Below are 16,776 nucleotides of genomic sequence, written 5' to 3' on the forward strand. Positions count from 1 at the left end.
GATTTAGAACATGAGCGATACCAAGCAGAATCCCGGACAAGACAATGGCGACGCAGCCGCAGCCGCCGAACTGGATGGCGTGCCGGAATCCATGAAAGACGGTGGAGAAGCGAATGTTTCCCAGCCGGAAAATTCCGACAACCGTATCGAGGCTCTGGAAAATGAACTGGCCGAAGCCCAGCAGGCGGTTCTCTATGCTCAGGCCGAAACCCAGAACGTCCGCCGCCGCCTCGAAAAGGACGCGCAGGACGCCCGCGCCTATGCCGCGACCGGCTTTGCCCGCGACATGCTCTCGGTGATGGACAATATGCAGCGGGCCCTCGAAGCGATTCCCGCCGAGGTCAAGGACGAGGAAAAGTGGAAGGGCCTGATCAACGGCATCGAGGCCACCGGTCGCGAGCTGCAATCCGTGTTCGAGAAAAACGGCATCAAGCGCGTCGCCTCGGTCGGCCTCCCGCTCGACCCCAACCAGCACCAGGCGATGGTCGAAATCCCGACCGACGAGCATGAACCCGGCACCATCGTCCAGGAAATGCAGGCCGGCTATGTCATCAAGGACCGCCTGCTGCGGCCGGCCTTTGTCGGCGTGGCGAAGAAGGCGGAAGAATAGACGCTTCCGTTTGATTAGCTAAGGCTTTCACAGAAGAACCGACCCATCCCGTCATGCCAGCGCAGGCTGGCATCCAACCCGCCTGCGTGAGACACACCGACCTCGGTTTAGGCCCCAGCCTTCGCTGGGATGACAGACTTCGCCGGCCACACCGCAATCCGCGCAAACACCCATCCGCCGATGCCGCCAGCGAGGACCTGCGAGAGAAAACCCATGGTCGAGCGCGCGCCGCTGACCGGGATGGTCTGGAACACCATATACATCGCGCCCAGCACGACCGCCATCGCGGCGGCTCCGGCTATGGGATAGGCGACCCGCGCCAGATTGGGCAGAAAGCGCTTCAACAGGGTGGCGATCAGAAAACCGATCAGCAGTGCAATCGCGATGATCGCCAGATAGGCGACCATGTTGGAAATATCGAACAGGGTCATGTTCAGCCGGTCGCCGAAGCTCACGGAAATATCGTGCATGGCGATGACCGATTGGGAATTTAGCGCGGTCCCGATGACATAGGTCACCAGCGCCGCCGCTATCAGACCCAATATCCAGCGAATGAAGCGCGTCATGAAATTCTCCCGTCAGCAGCGCAGCCTATAGGCTTTGTCCCGACGATCAAGGGCTGATTTGAAGAGGCTGGTCAGGCCGCGGAAATTTGCTAGACTGCGCCATCACACAGGGAGCCGATATGCGAAACTTAAAGATATTCCTTTCCGTTGTCGCAATCGGCGCGCTGGCGGCCTGTTCGAACCAGGGGGCGTCCTCCAGCGGCACCAAGACCAGCGAAGCTGTCGGCCGGGTCGATGCCGGGCCGGTCAATTACACGATTGAAACAGTGGCGGACGGTCTCGATCATCCCTGGTCGCTCGCCTTCCTGCCCGATGGCGCGATGCTGGTGACCGAGCGGACGGGCAAGCTCAAGCAGATCGCCCCCGACGGCACCGCGACGCTGCTGCATGACTTTGCCAGCGGCGAGCCATATCCGCGGGTTCACACCGCCCCCGGCGCGCAGGCCGGTCTGTTCGATGTGGCGCTGCACCCCGATTTTGCCGAAAACGGCCTGATCTATATCTCCTATGCCGCCGAGCAAGGCGATGGCACCAACACGCTTTCCCTGATGCGGTTTGAATATGACAATGCGGACGGCGCGCCACAAATTCGCAATGGCAAGCAGATATTTGCCGCCTCGCCGAGCCGGGTGCAGGGCAATCATTATGGCGCGCGGATCATCTTCCTGCCCGACGGCGCGCTGATGATGCCGGTCGGCGATGCCTTCCACTTCCGCGAGCAGGCGCAAGAGCTGGACAATCATTTCGGCAAGATCATCCGGCTGAACGATGATGGCAGCGTCCCGGCGGACAACCCCTTTGTCGGACAGGACGGCGCGCTGCCGGAAATCTGGAGCTATGGGCACCGCAACCAGCAAGGCATCATTCTCGCGTCCGATGGCCGCGTTCTCGAAAATGAACATGGCCCGGCGGGTGGCGACGAAATCAACGATATCAGGCGCGGCGTCAATTATGGCTGGCCGACCGCCTCCTACGGGCTGGATTACTCCGGTGGCCGGATTTCGCCTTTTGAAGCGTTTGCAGGGACCGAGCAGTCGCTGGTCCATTTCACCCCGTCAATCGCGCCGTCCGGCTTTGCCCAATATGCGGGTGAGGCCTTTCCGGACTGGCAGGGCGATCTGTTTCTCTCGGCGCTGGCGCTCAAACATGTGCGCCATGTCGATATTAAGGCCGACGGTTCGCTCGGCAAACAGTCGGAACTGTTCGGCGAGCTAGGCACACGTTTCCGCGATGTGCGCACCGGGCCGGACGGATTTCTCTATCTGCTGACCGAAGACGAAAGCGGCCCGACCAGCAAGATCTTGCGGGTGCGCCCGAAATAGGGGTGCTGGGCGATATGCTCGGCACTGCCAACAGAATCGCCTGATCCGGCTCTGCACGACCCTCGTTGTGCGACTGGTGGCCGTCCTGGACTAGGCCACCGCCATATACATGGCCGCCGCCAGCCCGAATCCCCTCGGATCGCCCAGCAGCCCGGTTTCCATCTTGTTCATCACATAGGAAAAGCACAGGCCAGCGTCCTGATCGACAATCACCGACGACCCCCCATAGCCGCCCCAGAAGCAGGTGTTCTTGTTCGGACTGATCGGGGTTGCCGCGCCGTTGAGGCCATAGCCCAGGCCAAAGGTCAGCGGCAGGCCGAGCACGAGGTCCGTTCCGTCGGTCTGTTGCTCGAAAATCCTTTTCGTGCCGGCTTCCGACAGGATCGTCTTGCCGAACGCCTGGCCGCCATTGGCCATCGCGGTCTGGGCGCGGACTATGCTGCGGGCGTTGCCCTGACCATTAGCCGCAGGAATTTCCGCGGCGCGCCAGGCTCTCTGGCCGGGCTGGGTGGCATCGACGCGGGGATTGGCAAAGGTGCGGCCGGCGATGGATGCCGACTGGGGCGCAGGACCGCTTTTGGGCGGGATGAGGTTGCTGATGCGCGCATCAAGGCTGGCATCAGCGCCGATATGGAAATCCGCGCCGGTAGGCTCGGCAATCTCCTGACGAAAGAAATTGCCAATCGATTGACCGGAGACCCGCCGGACTATCTCCCCGATCAAATGGCCCTGGGTGATGGCGTGATAGCCTGACTGGCTTCCCGGCTCCCACCACGGTTCCTGTTTTGCAAGAGCGGTGGTCATCCATTCCCAGTCATAGAGCGCGTCGCCCTCGACTTTTTCATCCATCCCCGAAAGTCCCGCGCTATGGCTAAGAAAGTGCCGGACTTCGACGGTTTCCTTGCCATTTTGCGCAAATTCGGGCCAATAGGTCGCAGCCGGGGCATGAAGATTGACCTCGCCACGATCCGCGAGCAGCAGCAGCGACATCGCCGCCATCGTCTTGGTGCTCGACCAGACATTGACCAGACTGTCTTCGCGCCACTCTTCTGTCCTCGCCTCGTCGAGATGGCCGCCCCACAGATCGACGACAAATTCGCCATTCAAGGTGACCGCAACCGATGCGCCAACGTCCCCATGTTCGCGGAAATTCTTCTCGAAAGCCGCTTGTACCGCCGCAAAGCGCGGGTCGCATTTACCGTGAATAGGGGTTTCCATTGATCTCTCCAGCTGGGCTTTAACTGTTCGATTAACAGCTTGCAGCGATTAAACCAATATCTTTAACGCGCACCGCAGCCGGTATTGTATCGACAGACCCTCAGTTATTCTTGCAAATTTTCAGACACTTGCCCGTTTACTGCAATTCTCCTATTGCAAAGAATATTCTAAGATATATCTTAAGAACATCTTATGCAGACAGAAAGACGATAAAATGAGACATGGAATGAGATTTGGACCCGGTGGCCACGAAGGACCTGACCGGGGACGGGGCAGAGGCCGCGGAAGAGGCGGATCGCCTGGCGAGAAGATCGCCCGGGCCTTCGCTCAGGCCGCCTTTGAAGGCGCCAAGGGCAAGCGGCGCGCAAGGATGTTCCGGCGTGGCGAACTGAAGCTTCTGGCGTTACACCTGATCGCGGAAGAACCGCGGCACGGCTATGATCTGATCCGTCAGATCGAGGAACTGACCGGCGGCCATTATGCGCCGAGTCCGGGGATCGTCTATCCGACGCTGACCCTGATGGCGGAAATGGACCTGATCGACGAAAAGGTCGATGGCGACGGCAAGAAAATCTATTCGATCACCGATGCCGGCTCGGCCCTACTGGCAGAGGAGGAAGCGCATGTCGCCGAGATCCTGTCCCGGCTGGAAGGCGTGTCGAAAATGGGCGAGGCCAGCAATGGCGCATCCGTCCGCCGCGCGATGCACAATCTGAAGAGCGCTATCAGCATCCGTCTGGGTGACGAGGAAAAGGGATCGGAAAAGATCCTGGAAGTCACCGCCATCATTGACGAGGCTGCGAGCAAGATCGAGCGGCTGAAATAGAATATTGTCATCCCGGCGAAGGCTGGGATCCAACCCGCCTATGTGAGTCTCGCGGCCCGTGGTTCAGGCCCCGGCCTGCGCTGCGGCGGCAGAAGAAAGCTCGAGCACCATCTGCACATTGCAGCGCGCATAAGGCGTCGGCCAGAGATCATCGCTGCCCAGATGCCGGAAGCCGCTGCGCTCGTACAGCCGGATCGCGGCTGTCAGGTCGGCGTTGGTTTCGAGCCAGACCGCATCGGCATCCATGGCGCGGGCTTGCTGGATCAGCGCATCGATCACCGCGCGCCCGATGCCCTGTCCGCGCAGACCCTTGCGCGCCGCCATCTTGACAATTTCCAGCCATTTTCGACCATCGCCCGGATCACAGTGCGGCGGCAGAATCGCTCCGGTTCCAGCCACCCTGTCGTGGAGTAGGGCGACGATGATCTGCCCGCCCTTATCCAGGATTGATGTTTCCAATTCCTCCAACTGTTCGCGGTCGCTGTCCTCGAGCTCAAAATATTCCTCGATCCAGTCTCGGTTGAGATCAATGAACGCCTGCCGGTCTTCGGGGCGATAGAGGCGGGTCGTGATGGCCATCAGAACATCGTGAAAAGGACCACCGCCATGATCGTCCCTATTACCGGTATCACCACGGTCAACGCCCCGACCGCGCCATAGGCATCCTTGTGGGTCTCGCCGCAAACCGCGCGGATCGTGGTCACGACATAGCCATTGTGCGGCAGGCTATCGAGCGCGCCGGAGGAGATGGCGACGACGCGGTGTAGTTCGTCCGGCTGCGCGCCGACGTCGAGATAATGCGGCGCGATCAAGGGCAGGGCGATCGACTGGCCACCGCTTGCTGAACCGGTCAGGCCGGCGATCACGGTGACCGCAATGGCTGCGCCGATCAGCGGGCTGCCGGGGATATTCTGCACGAGTATCAGTGCTTCCTGAAAGGCTGGCGACAGCTTGGCCACCGCACCGAATCCGACGACCGCGCAGGTATTGGTGATCGCCACCACCGCGCTGGTCGCGCCGCGCGAAAAGGCTTCGGGCATGGATCTGAGCTTTCGATAGCCAACCGCGAGCGCAACAACGGCACCCGATCCCAGCGCCGCCACCAGCGCCCATTTGTCCAGCGAGCTCTGCGGCAGGATGGCCGACAGCGGACCCATGTCCTGCGGATATTGAAAGATCAGGAATATCGCCAGCACCGCGACCAGAGGCAGGATACACAGCAGCGGCGCCGGGAGATTGTCATAATCCGTGTTGTGGTCGTCGCTTTCGCGACCGACGAAATGCTCGCCCTTGGCGACCGCGCGCTGGACCATGTGGTTCAGCCAAAAATGTCCGGCCACGGCCATGAACAGCGCGACAATGATGCTCACCTGCCAGCCGGCGTAAGCGGTGGTGCCGAGAAATTCCATCGGGATCAGATTCTGGATTTCCGGCGATCCGGCGCTGGTCATGGTGAATGTGACCGAACCGAAGGCCAGGGCGGCGGGTATGAACCGCCGCGGCAAATTGGCCTCGCGGAACAGGTGGACGGCGAGCGAATAGACCGAGAAAGCGACGATGAACACGCTGACCCCGCCATAGGTCAGCACCGCGCAGGCGGCGACCACGGCCAGCACGGCATGCTTGATCCCGATCTTCTCGACAATCCAGTGGGCGACGCTCGCTGCCGCTCCGCTGGCTCCCATGATCTCGCCGAAAATCGCGCCGAGCACGAACATGAAGAACCAGCTTTTGAAGAAGCCGACAAAGCCGTCCATATAGGCGGTCGCAAAGTCCGGATCGCCTGCAACCGCAAGTGGCGGTAGCCACGCGATCCCGCTGGTCAGGGCAACCACCGCCGCGGCAACCGGTCCGGCAATCAGGATATTGACCCCGCGTACCGTCATCCAGATGAGCAGCGCCAGTCCGCCAATTAGCCCGATTGCCGATAGCATATATGTCCCCCGAAACTTGACCACTGCCTCATGGCAGAGGCCAAGCCCGGGGTGCAACCGCTAAATCCGTGGAGAGCCCACCGGGGGCGGGAAAGGCGCGATCAGATCAACTGCGCCCGGTTCTCGTCACGATGCTTTTTCAGATATTTCATGAACGGCGTGCCGCCGGTACCGACTTCGGTATCATTGCCTTTGCCGTTCGACGCCTGCTTGTTGATATAGCTGGCGGCATATTCGAGATGCCGGGTGCGAAAGCGTGCCACCTGCTCGACGCTGGCGTTGAATGCCGCCCTGAGCGCCGGATCGCCGCTGGCTATGGCAAATTCGCGCAATTTGCTCTGTTCGCGCAAATCCTCGATAAAGCGCCGGTGCTGGGCCGGGCGATAGGCGTGCAGCTCGTCGAGAAAATTGCGCAACGGGTCATGGCCGTGCTGGACCTGAAACAGTGCATCCATGCTCGGAACGATCGAGCTTTGCGATCCGGTCTGGCCGCGAAACGACTGGCCCTTGCCCGCATATTTCTCGACGCCCTCGTAGATCAGCCCATCGGGCAGCGCCGGATTATTGGCCCAGCCGTGGATATAGGGTCGCACCCGCTGATAGTAGATATAGGGATCACAGCGGTCGGGCATCCGGTCGAATATCGCGTTCACCTTGTCCCAATGTCCTTCCATGTCTTCCAGTAAAGCAGTCGTCCGGGCGGTATCTTCCGCTTTGACTGCCTCAACCAGATGGCAGGCTAGATCCAGCAGAGGAGCTGCTGCCGCCTCGATCGCCACATGGATCAGGACAAACCAGTTTTCGTCCGCTCCACCGTAGAAATTCTGGACCATATAGACATTGTCGAGCGCGATCGGGCCTGAAGAATCTAGCTGCGCCCAATTGTCGAGCACATAGCCGCTATAGGGCAGCAACGGGGCCTGATCGAGCCGGTCAGCCAGCGCTACGATGGGTCGTGCGAGATTGGCGGGCAGGGCGGTCGGAGCGTCGCTTTCGCCCCAGACATAGGCCTGCACCAGAAAGGAATAGCGGACCATCGCCACGCGAACCTGCTCTTCCGGCGCGTTGGCCGCCCATTCGGTCAGGTCGAGTGCGGGCAGGCGGTCCAGCCAGTGCCGTATCCGGCCGGTTGTCATCAGGCCGGAGAGATTTTCTGCTGCCTCGACAACCGGAACAAAAATATCGGGAAGGTCAATATCGACAATCTGGAAATGCGAAAGAAATCCGCGGGAAGCGGACATATCATAATCTGACAATTTCATAGGGTCACCATTTGGGCAAGCGCGGGTTGGGCCGCTTGCACAACGGGGAGATGGTATCAAATGAAAGCAGATCGGGCAAATCGAAATTCGCTGCCTGGTGCCGGCAGCAATCCGCCGCGCTTATGATGCGTCCCGTCCGGCAAAAATTGCTCGTTCAGGAACCATCGGCGGGCGTGCGTGTTCATATATTATCGGACAATGTTGAGGAGTAGGAAGATGATCAAATACGCAAGTAAACTGGCACTGGCCGGAACCGCAGCAATCAGTCTATCGGCTTGTGCCCAGAATTATGCGGCCGAAGGTGCCGGCGCTGGGGCAGCAGCAGGCGCGGCAATCGGTGCGATAACCGGTGGCAATGTGCTCGAGGGTGCGGCCATCGGCGCTGCAGCCGGGGCAGCGGGCGGCTATTTCATCGACAAGAATGACGGCTGCGACGGCTATGACCGCGACGGACGGCTTGACGATGATTGCTACGGAACACGCGGCTACCCGCGCGATCCCAGATAGATATTCATTCTCTGATCAGGGCGGAGTTTCACTAGCTTAGCTTTGCGGCATGGGCTAACGCGCGCCGATGACAAGTGCGCCCCTCAGCCTGCGAGAGCAACACCCCTGGCGGCACGAACTGCGCGCCACCATCTCGCTCGCCTGGCCCCTGATCCTGTCGAATCTGACAATGGCGCTGATCGGGGCGACCGATGTGCTGATGCTCGGCTGGCTCGGCGCGCGCGAACTGGCGGCGGCAACGCTGGGCTTTAACTTGGCGATGACCGCCGCAATTTTCTGCATGGGGTTGATAACCGCTTCCGCCCCGATGATGGCCAGCGAAATCGGCCGGATGCAACACAGCGTCCGCGACGTGCGCCGCACGTTTCGGCAAGCGTTGTGGGCAGCGGTAGCGGTGATCCTGCCCTTCTGGATTTTGCTCTGGAATACCGAAGCCCTGTTGGTGACATTCGGCCAGCAACCGGATCTCGCTGCGATCGCCGGCACCTATATCAGCGCCTATATGTGGTCGATCCTGCCGTTCCTGTTCTTCATAATCCTGCGCAATTTTATCTCGGCGCTGGAACAACCGGTCTGGGCGCTGATCATCAGCGTCATTGCCGTGCTGTCCAATGCCCTGTTCAACTATGCCCTGATTTTCGGCAAGTTCGGGGTACCGGAATTTGGCGTAGTCGGAGCCGGTATCGGCAGCGTGATGACCAATGTGCTGATGTTCGCCGGCATGGCGATCGTCGTGATGCGCCACAAGCGCTTTCGCCGCTATCATCTGTTCGGTCGCTTCTGGCGCAGCGACTGGCAGCGCTTTCGCGCGATGTGGAAGCTGGGCCTGCCGATAGCCGTGACCATGGGACTGGAAGGCTCTGTATTCGGTTTTGCAGCCCTGCTGATGGGGCTGATCAGTACCGCTTCGGTAGCGGCCCACGCCATAGCCTTGCAGCTGGCTGCGCTTACATTCATGGTGCCAATGGGCCTGGGCCAGGCAGCGACAGTGCGCGTGGGAATTCAATATGGCCGGAAAGACCATGCCGCAATCAAGCGTGCGGGCTGGGTCAGCTTCATTCTTGGTACATCGTTCATGGCAGCGATGGCGCTGGTGTTCGTTCTGGCTCCCGATTTTCTGATCTCGATGTTCATCGATGCCAGCGCGCCCGGCAATGCCGAGGTCGCTGCACTGGCCGTCAGCTTTCTGGCGATAGCTGCCATTTTCCAGATCGTCGACGGCGCCCAGGTGGTCGGCGCCGGCATGTTGCGCGGCCTGCATGACACGACCATGCCGATGCTGTTCGCGCTGATGGGATATTGGTTCATCGGAATCGGTCTTGGTGCCAGCCTTGCCTTCTGGCAGGGATGGGAAGGCGTCGGCATCTGGACGGGGCTGGCCGGGGGACTGGGCGTGGTCTCCGTGCTGATGCTGGCGCGCTGGATGATGCGGTCAAAGCTGGGGCTGCTGCCGTAATCAACTCGCCGATGGACGGAACGGCACTTCTGCAACACAGCGCACACTGGTACGCCAAGAGGTCTGCATAGGCCTGCTCTGCTGCGCTCTGATCCGGACGGCACAGAATCTCGGTTCCTGCTCAGGGAAATTGCGTATGTCCGCTATTTTGCCACCCAGCTAGTGGCTCCGGTCACCAACCAGATAGCAAGTGCACAAGGACCGGATCATATGAAGAAAAAACTGAAGTTCGCGGCAGCTGTCGCGGCATTGGCGATGAGCGGAACGGCAATCGCCGGAGCACCCGACGGCAAGATTCAAGTCAAGGCTCTCGCCACGCTGGTGGCACCCGATGGCAAGATTACCTCGGTCGAACTCGACAATATCGGATTGCCGGCTGGCACACAGACCGAGGCCGATGACAATTTCGTGCCGACGATTGCCGCTGAATATTTTTTCACACCGAATATCTCGCTGGAAACCATTTGCTGCGTCACCCAGCATGACGTGACCGGTACCGGACCTCTGGATGGAGCAGGGCTGGTGTCCAACGCAAATATCATCCCCGCGACGCTGACCGCGAAATATCATTTCGGTGATGGCAGCGGGTTCAAACCCTATATCGGAGCCGGACCGACCTATTTCATTTTCATCGACGAAAAGGCTGGCGATACGGCTCAGGCGCTGGGCGCCACGCGGCAGAAAATGAACGACAAGGTCGGCTTCGCGCTGCAGGCCGGCTTTGATCTGCCGATCAATGACAATGGGCTGGGCCTGAGCGTCGATGCAAAGCGCTACTTCGTCAACACGACCGCACGCTGGTTTGCCGGCAACACCGAAGTCTTGCGAACGCGCCACAGAATCGACCCATGGGTGGTCAGCGCCGGACTGGCCTATCGCTTCTAGGCAATCGGTAATTAATCAGACGATGGTGGTCGGGCGGCAATGCTTCCCGGCCATCTCCGTTTCTCGCCGTATCGTTGTTCAGAATGGCAGTAGTCCACCATAATCTGCAATGTGGTAGCCATTTTTCAATTGGGCGCCCTGTTTCAGCAGAAAATAGTGGCTGACGATCTCTGCCTGCTGTTCAACACCATATTCGGAGAAAATCTTCCCCGGCAGCAGTTCATAATCATATCGGGCGAAGGGATAGCGCGCCAAGGGTAGGAATATCCCCTGCTGATGTTGCCAGACATGGACCATTTCGTGAATGAACAGCGCCTGGATATTGCGCGGTGACCCACAGAAATCGTCGCAGAAGAGATTGCTCTTCGGGTGAAACCAGAGATTGCCATCCGGCGCCATGGTGACGCGTGGATGCTGGAACAGCCACCATTTGCGGTTGAACACCATGACCCGGTCATAGTCGATCGCCTCGCCGAAAATGGACATGCATAATCCAATTTCCGCCTCGGTCAGCGCACGGCCGGTCATTCGGATTCCCGATTATTCGGCAACGGGTGCGGGGTCACCGGCCTTCTTGATCACCGCGTCAATTTCGATGCGGTCATTGTTGGAATAGATCAATATCATCTTCAACAACCCACGCTGCTTCGAATAGTCGCCCACGCCCCAGATCATCAGGTGCTTTCCGCCGGGCTCGAGCTTCACGGTCTTCCCTGCCGGTACCGGAATTGACTTGAGCGGTTCCATGCTCATCATTCCGTCTTTCTCGATCGTCTCGTGCATTTCCAGGCGGAGAACGTCGTCGGAAGTGACGCCGACCAGTTCAACATCGACGCGCCCGCCATGCAGATCCATATAGCCAGCAGAAGGATTGCCCTCGACCGGGGACAGATTGACCACAGCGTTATCGGCGAACAATATGTCTCCCTGACCGCAGGAACCCAGCAATAACGATGCCGATGCGGCGAGCATGATGGAAATCTTATTCATTCTGACACCTCAGTTAAACCTAATAAATCCATCCCGATATGGGTGTTTTGCGTTGATTTTTCAAATGTAGGATGTCCGATGCCTTGTGCCAAGAAAAATGCCACCTATATCGCATTGCGAAGCCGTAACGGTGCCATTTAACTAGGGCCGGGCGGCAATTTTGCTAATGTTAGAAAATTGATTGAGGGAATTATGGGTAAAGTTATTGGAATCGATCTGGGCACCACCAACAGCTGTGTTGCCGTTATGGATGGCGGAAAGCCAAAGGTAATTGAAAATTCGGAAGGCGCACGGACGACCCCGTCTGTCGTCGCATTTACCAAGGATGGCGAGCGCCTGATTGGTCAGCCGGCCAAGCGCCAGGCAGTGACCAACCCGGAAAGCACTATTTTTGCCGTGAAGCGTCTGATCGGTCGCCGGTTCGATGATCCGATGACGAAAAAAGATATGGAGCTGGTTCCTTACGAGATTGTAAAGGGCAGCAACGGCGACGCATGGGTGAAAGCCGGCGGCGAAGATTACAGCCCGTCGCAGATATCTGCCTATACGTTGCAGAAGATGAAAGAAACGGCCGAAGCCTATCTGGGCGAGACCGTGACGCAGGCCGTGATCACCACACCTGCCTATTTTAACGACGCCCAGCGTCAGGCGACCAAGGACGCCGGCAAGATCGCCGGTCTCGAAGTGCTGCGCATCATCAACGAGCCAACCGCAGCTGCCTTGGCCTACGGCCTCGACAAGAGCGAAGGCAAGACGATTGCCGTCTATGACCTTGGCGGTGGTACATTCGATATTTCCATCCTGGAAATCGGCGATGGCGTTTTCGAGGTGAAATCGACCAACGGCGACACCTTCCTCGGTGGTGAAGATTTTGATGCCAAGCTGGTCGAATTTCTCGCCGCTGACTTCAAGAAGGCCGAGAGCATCGACCTGACCAAGGACAAGCTCGCGCTGCAGCGTCTCAAGGAAGCTGCCGAAAAAGCGAAGATCGAACTGTCGAGCGCGCAGACTACCGAAATCAACCTGCCGTTCATCACCGCAGACCAGAACGGACCAAAGCATCTGGTCAAATCGATCAGCCGCTCCGATCTGGAAAAGCTGGTTGGCGATCTCGTCAAGCGCACGCTCGACCCTTGCAAGAAGGCTCTCAAGGATGCCGGCGTCGAAGCCAGCGAGATCGACGATGTCGTCATGGTCGGCGGTATGACCCGCATGCCGCTGGTCCGCGAAACGGTACAGAAATTCTTCGGCAAGGAACCGCATGTTGGCGTGAACCCTGACGAAGTTGTAGCCATGGGCGCCGCCATTCAGGCAGGCGTTCTGCAGGGCGACGTCAAGGACGTATTGCTGCTCGACGTGACACCATTGTCGCTGGGTATCGAAACCCTCGGCGGCGTGTTTACGCGCATGATCGACCGCAACACCACGATCCCGACGAAGAAATCGCAAGTCTACTCGACCGCTGATGACAATCAGGGCGCGGTGACGATCCGTGTCTTCCAGGGCGAACGCGAAATGGCAGCGGACAACAAGATGCTCGGCCAGTTCGATCTGGTCGGTATCCCGCCCGCACCGCGTGGCGTGCCGCAGATTGACGTGACCTTCGACATTGATGCCAACGGCATCGTCAACGTGTCCGCGAAAGACAAGGGCACGGGCAAGGAACAGCAGATCAAGATCCAGGCTTCCGGTGGTCTGAGCGATAGCGATATCGACCAGATGGTTCAGGATGCCGAGAAATTTGCCGAAGAAGACAAGAAACGGCGTGCCGAGGCGGAAGCCAAGAATAATGCCGAAAGTCTTGTCCACACCACCGAGAAGCAGCTTGAAGAGCATGGCGACAAGATTGACGCCGACCTCAAAGGCCAGATCGAAGCGGCGGTGAAGGAAACCAAGGAAGCCATCGAAGGTGGCGATCCCGAAGCGATGACGACCAAGTCCGAAGCGCTGGCACAGGTTTCCATGCAAATGGGTCAGAAAATCTACGAAGCCGAGCAGGCAGCAGGCGGTGACGCCGGTGACGCTGCAGCAGCAGATGCCGCGGCCAAGGCGGCTGACGATGATGTTGTCGATGCCGAGTTCTCCGAAGTCGATGACTCGGAAGACGGTGACAAGAAAGATGATGCCAAGGCGGCTGAATAAAGATGAGACCGTCGCTCCCGCTCTGGCGGGAGCCGCTGGCGATTGATGTCAGCGGCCCCGGCTTTTGCCGGGGCGACGATCTTCTCGCTTATTGGGAAGCATGAATATGGCATCCGAAGTTGACTATTACGAACAGTTGAACGTCTCGCGTGACTGCGATGGCGCGACGCTGAAATCCTCCTATCGCAAGCTGGCGATGCAGTGGCACCCGGACAAGAATCCGGGCGATGCAGCAGCAGAATCCAAATTCAAGTCGATCAGCGAAGCCTATGACGTCCTGAAGGACCCGCAGAAGCGCGCGGCATATGATCGTTACGGCCACGCGGCATTCACCAACGGCGGCGGCAACAATGCCGGCGGCGGCGGTTTTGCGGGCGCTGCTTTCAATGACATTGGCGATATATTCGAAACCATATTTGGCGGTGGTGGCGGTGGCTTCGGCGGCCAGCAGCAGCAACGCGGTCCGGCCCGCGGCGCCGACCTGCGCTATGATATGGAAATTACGCTGGAAGACGCGTTCCACGGCAAGCACACCGAAATTGAAATCGATGTTTCGGTCGGTTGTGACGAGTGCGATGGTTCCGGCGCAGAGCCGGGCACCGGTGTCCAGCGGTGCGGAACCTGCCAGGGGCACGGAAAAGTAAGGGCCCAGCAGGGCTTCTTCGTCGTCGAGCGCACTTGCGCCAGTTGTCAGGGGCGTGGCGAGGTAATCGAAAGCCCGTGTCATGTCTGTTACGGCGAGGGCAAGGTCGACAAGCCACAAACGCTGGAAGTCGATATCCCTGCGGGTGTCGATACCGGCACGCGTATTCGTCTGACCGGAAAGGGCGAGGCCGGCGCGCGCGGCGCGCCAGCTGGCGATCTCTATATTTTCATACACCTGATACGGCATGATATTTTTGAACGCGAAGGGACAACTTTGTTCACCCGCGCTCCGATCAGCTTCACATTGGCAGCGCTCGGCGGTGAAATCACCATTCCCGGCCTTGATGGCGAGAAACATGATATCCGTATCCCCGCCGGTATCCAGAGCGGCAAGCAGATCCACCAGCGCGGTGCCGGCATGCCGGTTCTGCGCGGTCGCGGCAATGGTGACATGGTGATCCAGATTGAAGTCGAAACGCCGACCAAGCTGTCCAAGCAGCAGCGGCAGATTCTGCGTGATTTCCAGGAGACCGAAACGGGCGACGAAACGCCCAATTCGACAGGTTTCTTCGGCAAGCTGAAAGATGCCTGGGAAGATTTGACCGAGTGACTGAGTGCCGTCAGCGTCATCGCTGGCGGCATTCTGAAATCAATCCGTCAATCGGGCGAAATTGTGCGGCTGTCGGAGCCGAGCAGGCGCATTCCTGTCCAGATCAGCTGTGTTGATTTTCGCTTTGACCAAAAACACGCCGCATCTGCTGGATGACAGTAGCCGTATTTTCAAACCCGGCGCGGGTCAGTGACAAATTGTCATCCGCAATATTGAACTGATCTTCTGCCATCTGGTCATAAGCACAGACGAGATTGTCCGCTGAAAGGACCTTCAGATATCGCAGAACCTTTCCCTGATCGATGTCGAGCTTCGAAGAAATTCCTTGCGCATTTATCGGGCGATCATTCACCTCTTGGCTATATAATACCAATATTATGTCCCAGAATTTATTGGCAAAATACTGTTCATTGAACAATTGTGAGCGGTTTTTCCGCACGCCAATTACATCATCAATGTCGATCTTCATGTTCTTGCAATTATTTGGAAATATGCGCTCGATTTCAGATAACATAATTTTTATAGTCTCTAATCTTTTAAATGGAAGTTTCGTCCACTACTATGACAACGCTGGCCATTAGACACGTCACGCTGCCACGGGGCAGGTTCGGTCAGCCTCTCCATTGTCCGATTTCCGAGTGAGGACGGTAGCCCCCGGCATTTGTCCTTTTTATCCTATCCCCTGTCTCGGCTTCGGCTATAAGCTTTAGCATGGTGATATTCTTTTCTAGGGATTACGCGCGACGAAACTCGCTGCCCTTGAGGAATGCCATGGCTAGAAATGTGTGTCCCAAGCATGGTGTTTAAATGGAATCCGGTCAAGGAAGGCAATTCAGTTTATCTGGAGCTGAATAACTTGTCCGACCAGTTGATGGCCGAGGGCGTCACTGCCATATCCTATCACCTTACTCCTCCTTTCTATTCCCAGGTATCGAAGCGTTCATCGGTATTTCATGCCGGATATCCGCAAGATATCATCTCGACCTATCTCGACCCGGATTTCATGGAATCCGATCCCATTCCCGATCATGTCATGTCCATAGGCCATGTAATGACCTGGAAGCAGGTAATCGCCGATCAGAAACTGACTGAAAAGCACCAGAACTTTTTGAAAGTCTCGATCGAGAAGGGCTTTATTGATGGTGTGGCGGTTCCGCTTTTCGGTCCACAGAGCAGAAATTCCTATTTTTCGATGAATTTCGGCAAGGCCATTTCGTCGGAAGATGAGGCAGTCGTAAGGCCGTTGATCGGGCTTGCCCAGTCTTGCCACCGGCGAATTTGTGCGATTATCAATCAGGCGGGTGAGAGCTTGCCCGTTCTTTCGGAGCGGGAAGGGGAGGTGCTATACTGGATCTCCCGCGGTAAATCGAACGGGGATATGGCGACAATATTAGCCATTTCCGAAGCTACGATCGACACCTATATCCGGCGCCTGTTCAAGAAGCTGAATGTCCATGACCGGATATCTGCTGTCATCGTCGGGCTGAGCAGTTCTCTGATCAAGCTGCGCTGACCGGCGCGTGCCGACAGCAAGTGACGCGCTCGATCTTGGTTCCCCTGCCGGGACCCCCATTTCCCCAATGTAATCAGGGTGAGTTCGCAAGAGCTTGATGGTGAATGATAAGCGGGTCAGGAAGGGACCAGCCAACCCGACCCGCTAGATCGAAGCTCAGAAATTTTGGTCTTGATCACATCGCATGGGACAGTGTGGGGACGGTGCCAATGCGAATGTGAATATTTCTGAGAAATCATCAATCAGAACTAGTAACGGCCAGAAGTCGGGCCGATTAACCGTTAGCACGG

17 protein-coding genes are annotated in these 16,776 nt (G+C 58.1%); 9 read left to right on the forward strand and 8 right to left on the reverse strand.

The features are described 5' to 3' along the window. Positions 1–10: 10 nt before the first annotated feature. On the forward strand, positions 11–610 hold the full coding sequence (gene grpE, locus HUO14_RS02300; RefSeq protein WP_176278260.1) for a nucleotide exchange factor GrpE: 600 nt from the start codon (positions 11–13) through the stop codon (positions 608–610). Positions 611–717: 107 nt separating this feature from the next. Here grpE and HUO14_RS02305 read toward each other — a convergent pair whose 3' ends face one another. Continuing rightward, positions 718–1,176: a hypothetical protein gene (locus HUO14_RS02305; protein ID WP_176278261.1), complete on the reverse strand. Its 459-nt coding sequence runs from the start codon at positions 1,174–1,176 to the stop codon at positions 718–720. A gap of 119 nt (positions 1,177–1,295) precedes the next feature. Here HUO14_RS02305 and HUO14_RS02310 point away from each other — a divergent pair, with 119 nt between their 5' ends. Next, positions 1,296–2,498: a PQQ-dependent sugar dehydrogenase gene (locus HUO14_RS02310; protein WP_176278262.1), complete on the forward strand. Its 1,203-nt coding sequence runs from the start codon at positions 1,296–1,298 to the stop codon at positions 2,496–2,498. A 90-nt stretch (positions 2,499–2,588) separates the two neighbouring features. Here HUO14_RS02310 and HUO14_RS02315 read toward each other — a convergent pair whose 3' ends face one another. Further along, positions 2,589–3,716, reverse strand: a complete 1,128-nt coding sequence (locus HUO14_RS02315) for a serine hydrolase domain-containing protein (protein ID WP_176278263.1) — start codon at positions 3,714–3,716, stop codon at positions 2,589–2,591. A 226-nt stretch (positions 3,717–3,942) separates the two neighbouring features. On the opposite strand from HUO14_RS02315, the gene HUO14_RS02320 reads away from it, so the two are divergent. Then, entirely contained in the window at positions 3,943–4,542 is a 600-nt protein-coding gene (locus HUO14_RS02320; protein WP_246255162.1) for a PadR family transcriptional regulator, read from the forward strand. Positions 4,543–4,605: 63 nt separating this feature from the next. Here HUO14_RS02320 and HUO14_RS02325 read toward each other — a convergent pair whose 3' ends face one another. The 3 genes from HUO14_RS02325 to HUO14_RS02335 all read right to left on the reverse strand — a co-directional run bounded on the left by HUO14_RS02325 (position 4,606) and on the right by HUO14_RS02335 (position 7,717). Then, positions 4,606–5,121 carry a GNAT family N-acetyltransferase gene (locus tag HUO14_RS02325; RefSeq protein WP_176278265.1) on the reverse strand — a complete coding sequence of 172 codons (516 nt, stop codon included), beginning with the start codon at positions 5,119–5,121 and terminating at the stop codon, positions 4,606–4,608. Next, positions 5,121–6,476, reverse strand: a complete 1,356-nt coding sequence (locus HUO14_RS02330; RefSeq protein WP_176278266.1) for a GntP family permease — start codon at positions 6,474–6,476, stop codon at positions 5,121–5,123. The genes HUO14_RS02325 and HUO14_RS02330 overlap by 1 nt, the downstream gene beginning before the upstream one ends. Positions 6,477–6,577: 101 nt before the next feature. Then, on the reverse strand, positions 6,578–7,717 hold the full coding sequence (locus tag HUO14_RS02335; RefSeq protein WP_246255164.1) for an indoleamine 2,3-dioxygenase: 1,140 nt from the start codon (positions 7,715–7,717) through the stop codon (positions 6,578–6,580). 237 nt (positions 7,718–7,954) lie between these two features. Here HUO14_RS02335 and HUO14_RS02340 point away from each other — a divergent pair, with 237 nt between their 5' ends. The 3 genes from HUO14_RS02340 to HUO14_RS02350 all read left to right on the forward strand — a co-directional run bounded on the left by HUO14_RS02340 (position 7,955) and on the right by HUO14_RS02350 (position 10,586). Next, complete coding sequence (locus HUO14_RS02340; protein WP_246255167.1) at positions 7,955–8,245, forward strand: YMGG-like glycine zipper-containing protein; 291 nt, start codon at positions 7,955–7,957, stop codon at positions 8,243–8,245. A 67-nt stretch (positions 8,246–8,312) separates the two neighbouring features. Next, a complete protein-coding gene (locus HUO14_RS02345; RefSeq protein WP_176278268.1) occupies positions 8,313–9,701 on the forward strand; it encodes an MATE family efflux transporter in 1,389 nt (462 codons plus the stop codon). 210 nt (positions 9,702–9,911) lie between these two features. Next, positions 9,912–10,586, forward strand: a complete 675-nt coding sequence (locus HUO14_RS02350; RefSeq protein WP_176278269.1) for an OmpW/AlkL family protein — start codon at positions 9,912–9,914, stop codon at positions 10,584–10,586. Between the two features lie 78 nt (positions 10,587–10,664). Here HUO14_RS02350 and HUO14_RS02355 read toward each other — a convergent pair whose 3' ends face one another. Both HUO14_RS02355 and HUO14_RS02360 read right to left on the reverse strand, forming a co-directional pair. After that, positions 10,665–11,114, reverse strand: a complete 450-nt coding sequence (locus tag HUO14_RS02355; protein ID WP_176278270.1) for a vgr related protein — start codon at positions 11,112–11,114, stop codon at positions 10,665–10,667. Positions 11,115–11,126: 12 nt separating this feature from the next. After that, the gene (locus HUO14_RS02360; RefSeq protein ID WP_176278271.1) at positions 11,127–11,576 is read right to left on the reverse strand and encodes a copper chaperone PCu(A)C; all 450 of its coding nucleotides are present in this window, start codon (positions 11,574–11,576) and stop codon (positions 11,127–11,129) included. 192 nt (positions 11,577–11,768) lie between these two features. On the opposite strand from HUO14_RS02360, the gene dnaK reads away from it, so the two are divergent. Beyond that, positions 11,769–13,718, forward strand: coding sequence for a molecular chaperone DnaK (gene dnaK / locus HUO14_RS02365; RefSeq protein ID WP_176278272.1), 1,950 nt, complete (start codon positions 11,769–11,771; stop codon positions 13,716–13,718). Between the two features lie 106 nt (positions 13,719–13,824). After that, on the forward strand, positions 13,825–14,973 hold the full coding sequence (gene dnaJ, locus HUO14_RS02370) for a molecular chaperone DnaJ (RefSeq protein WP_176278273.1): 1,149 nt from the start codon (positions 13,825–13,827) through the stop codon (positions 14,971–14,973). Positions 14,974–15,076: 103 nt separating this feature from the next. Here the strand turns inward: dnaJ and HUO14_RS02375 are convergent, their stop codons facing one another. Beyond that, entirely contained in the window at positions 15,077–15,442 is a 366-nt protein-coding gene (locus HUO14_RS02375) for a hypothetical protein (RefSeq protein ID WP_176278274.1), read from the reverse strand. A gap of 327 nt (positions 15,443–15,769) precedes the next feature. Here HUO14_RS02375 and HUO14_RS02380 point away from each other — a divergent pair, with 327 nt between their 5' ends. Further along, positions 15,770–16,486, forward strand: coding sequence for a helix-turn-helix transcriptional regulator (locus HUO14_RS02380; protein WP_176278275.1), 717 nt, complete (start codon positions 15,770–15,772; stop codon positions 16,484–16,486). Positions 16,487–16,776 lie beyond the last annotated feature (290 nt).

The sequence above is a fragment of the Parasphingorhabdus flavimaris genome (genome assembly GCF_013371215.1).
Classification (GTDB): domain Bacteria; phylum Pseudomonadota; class Alphaproteobacteria; order Sphingomonadales; family Sphingomonadaceae; genus Parasphingorhabdus; species Parasphingorhabdus flavimaris.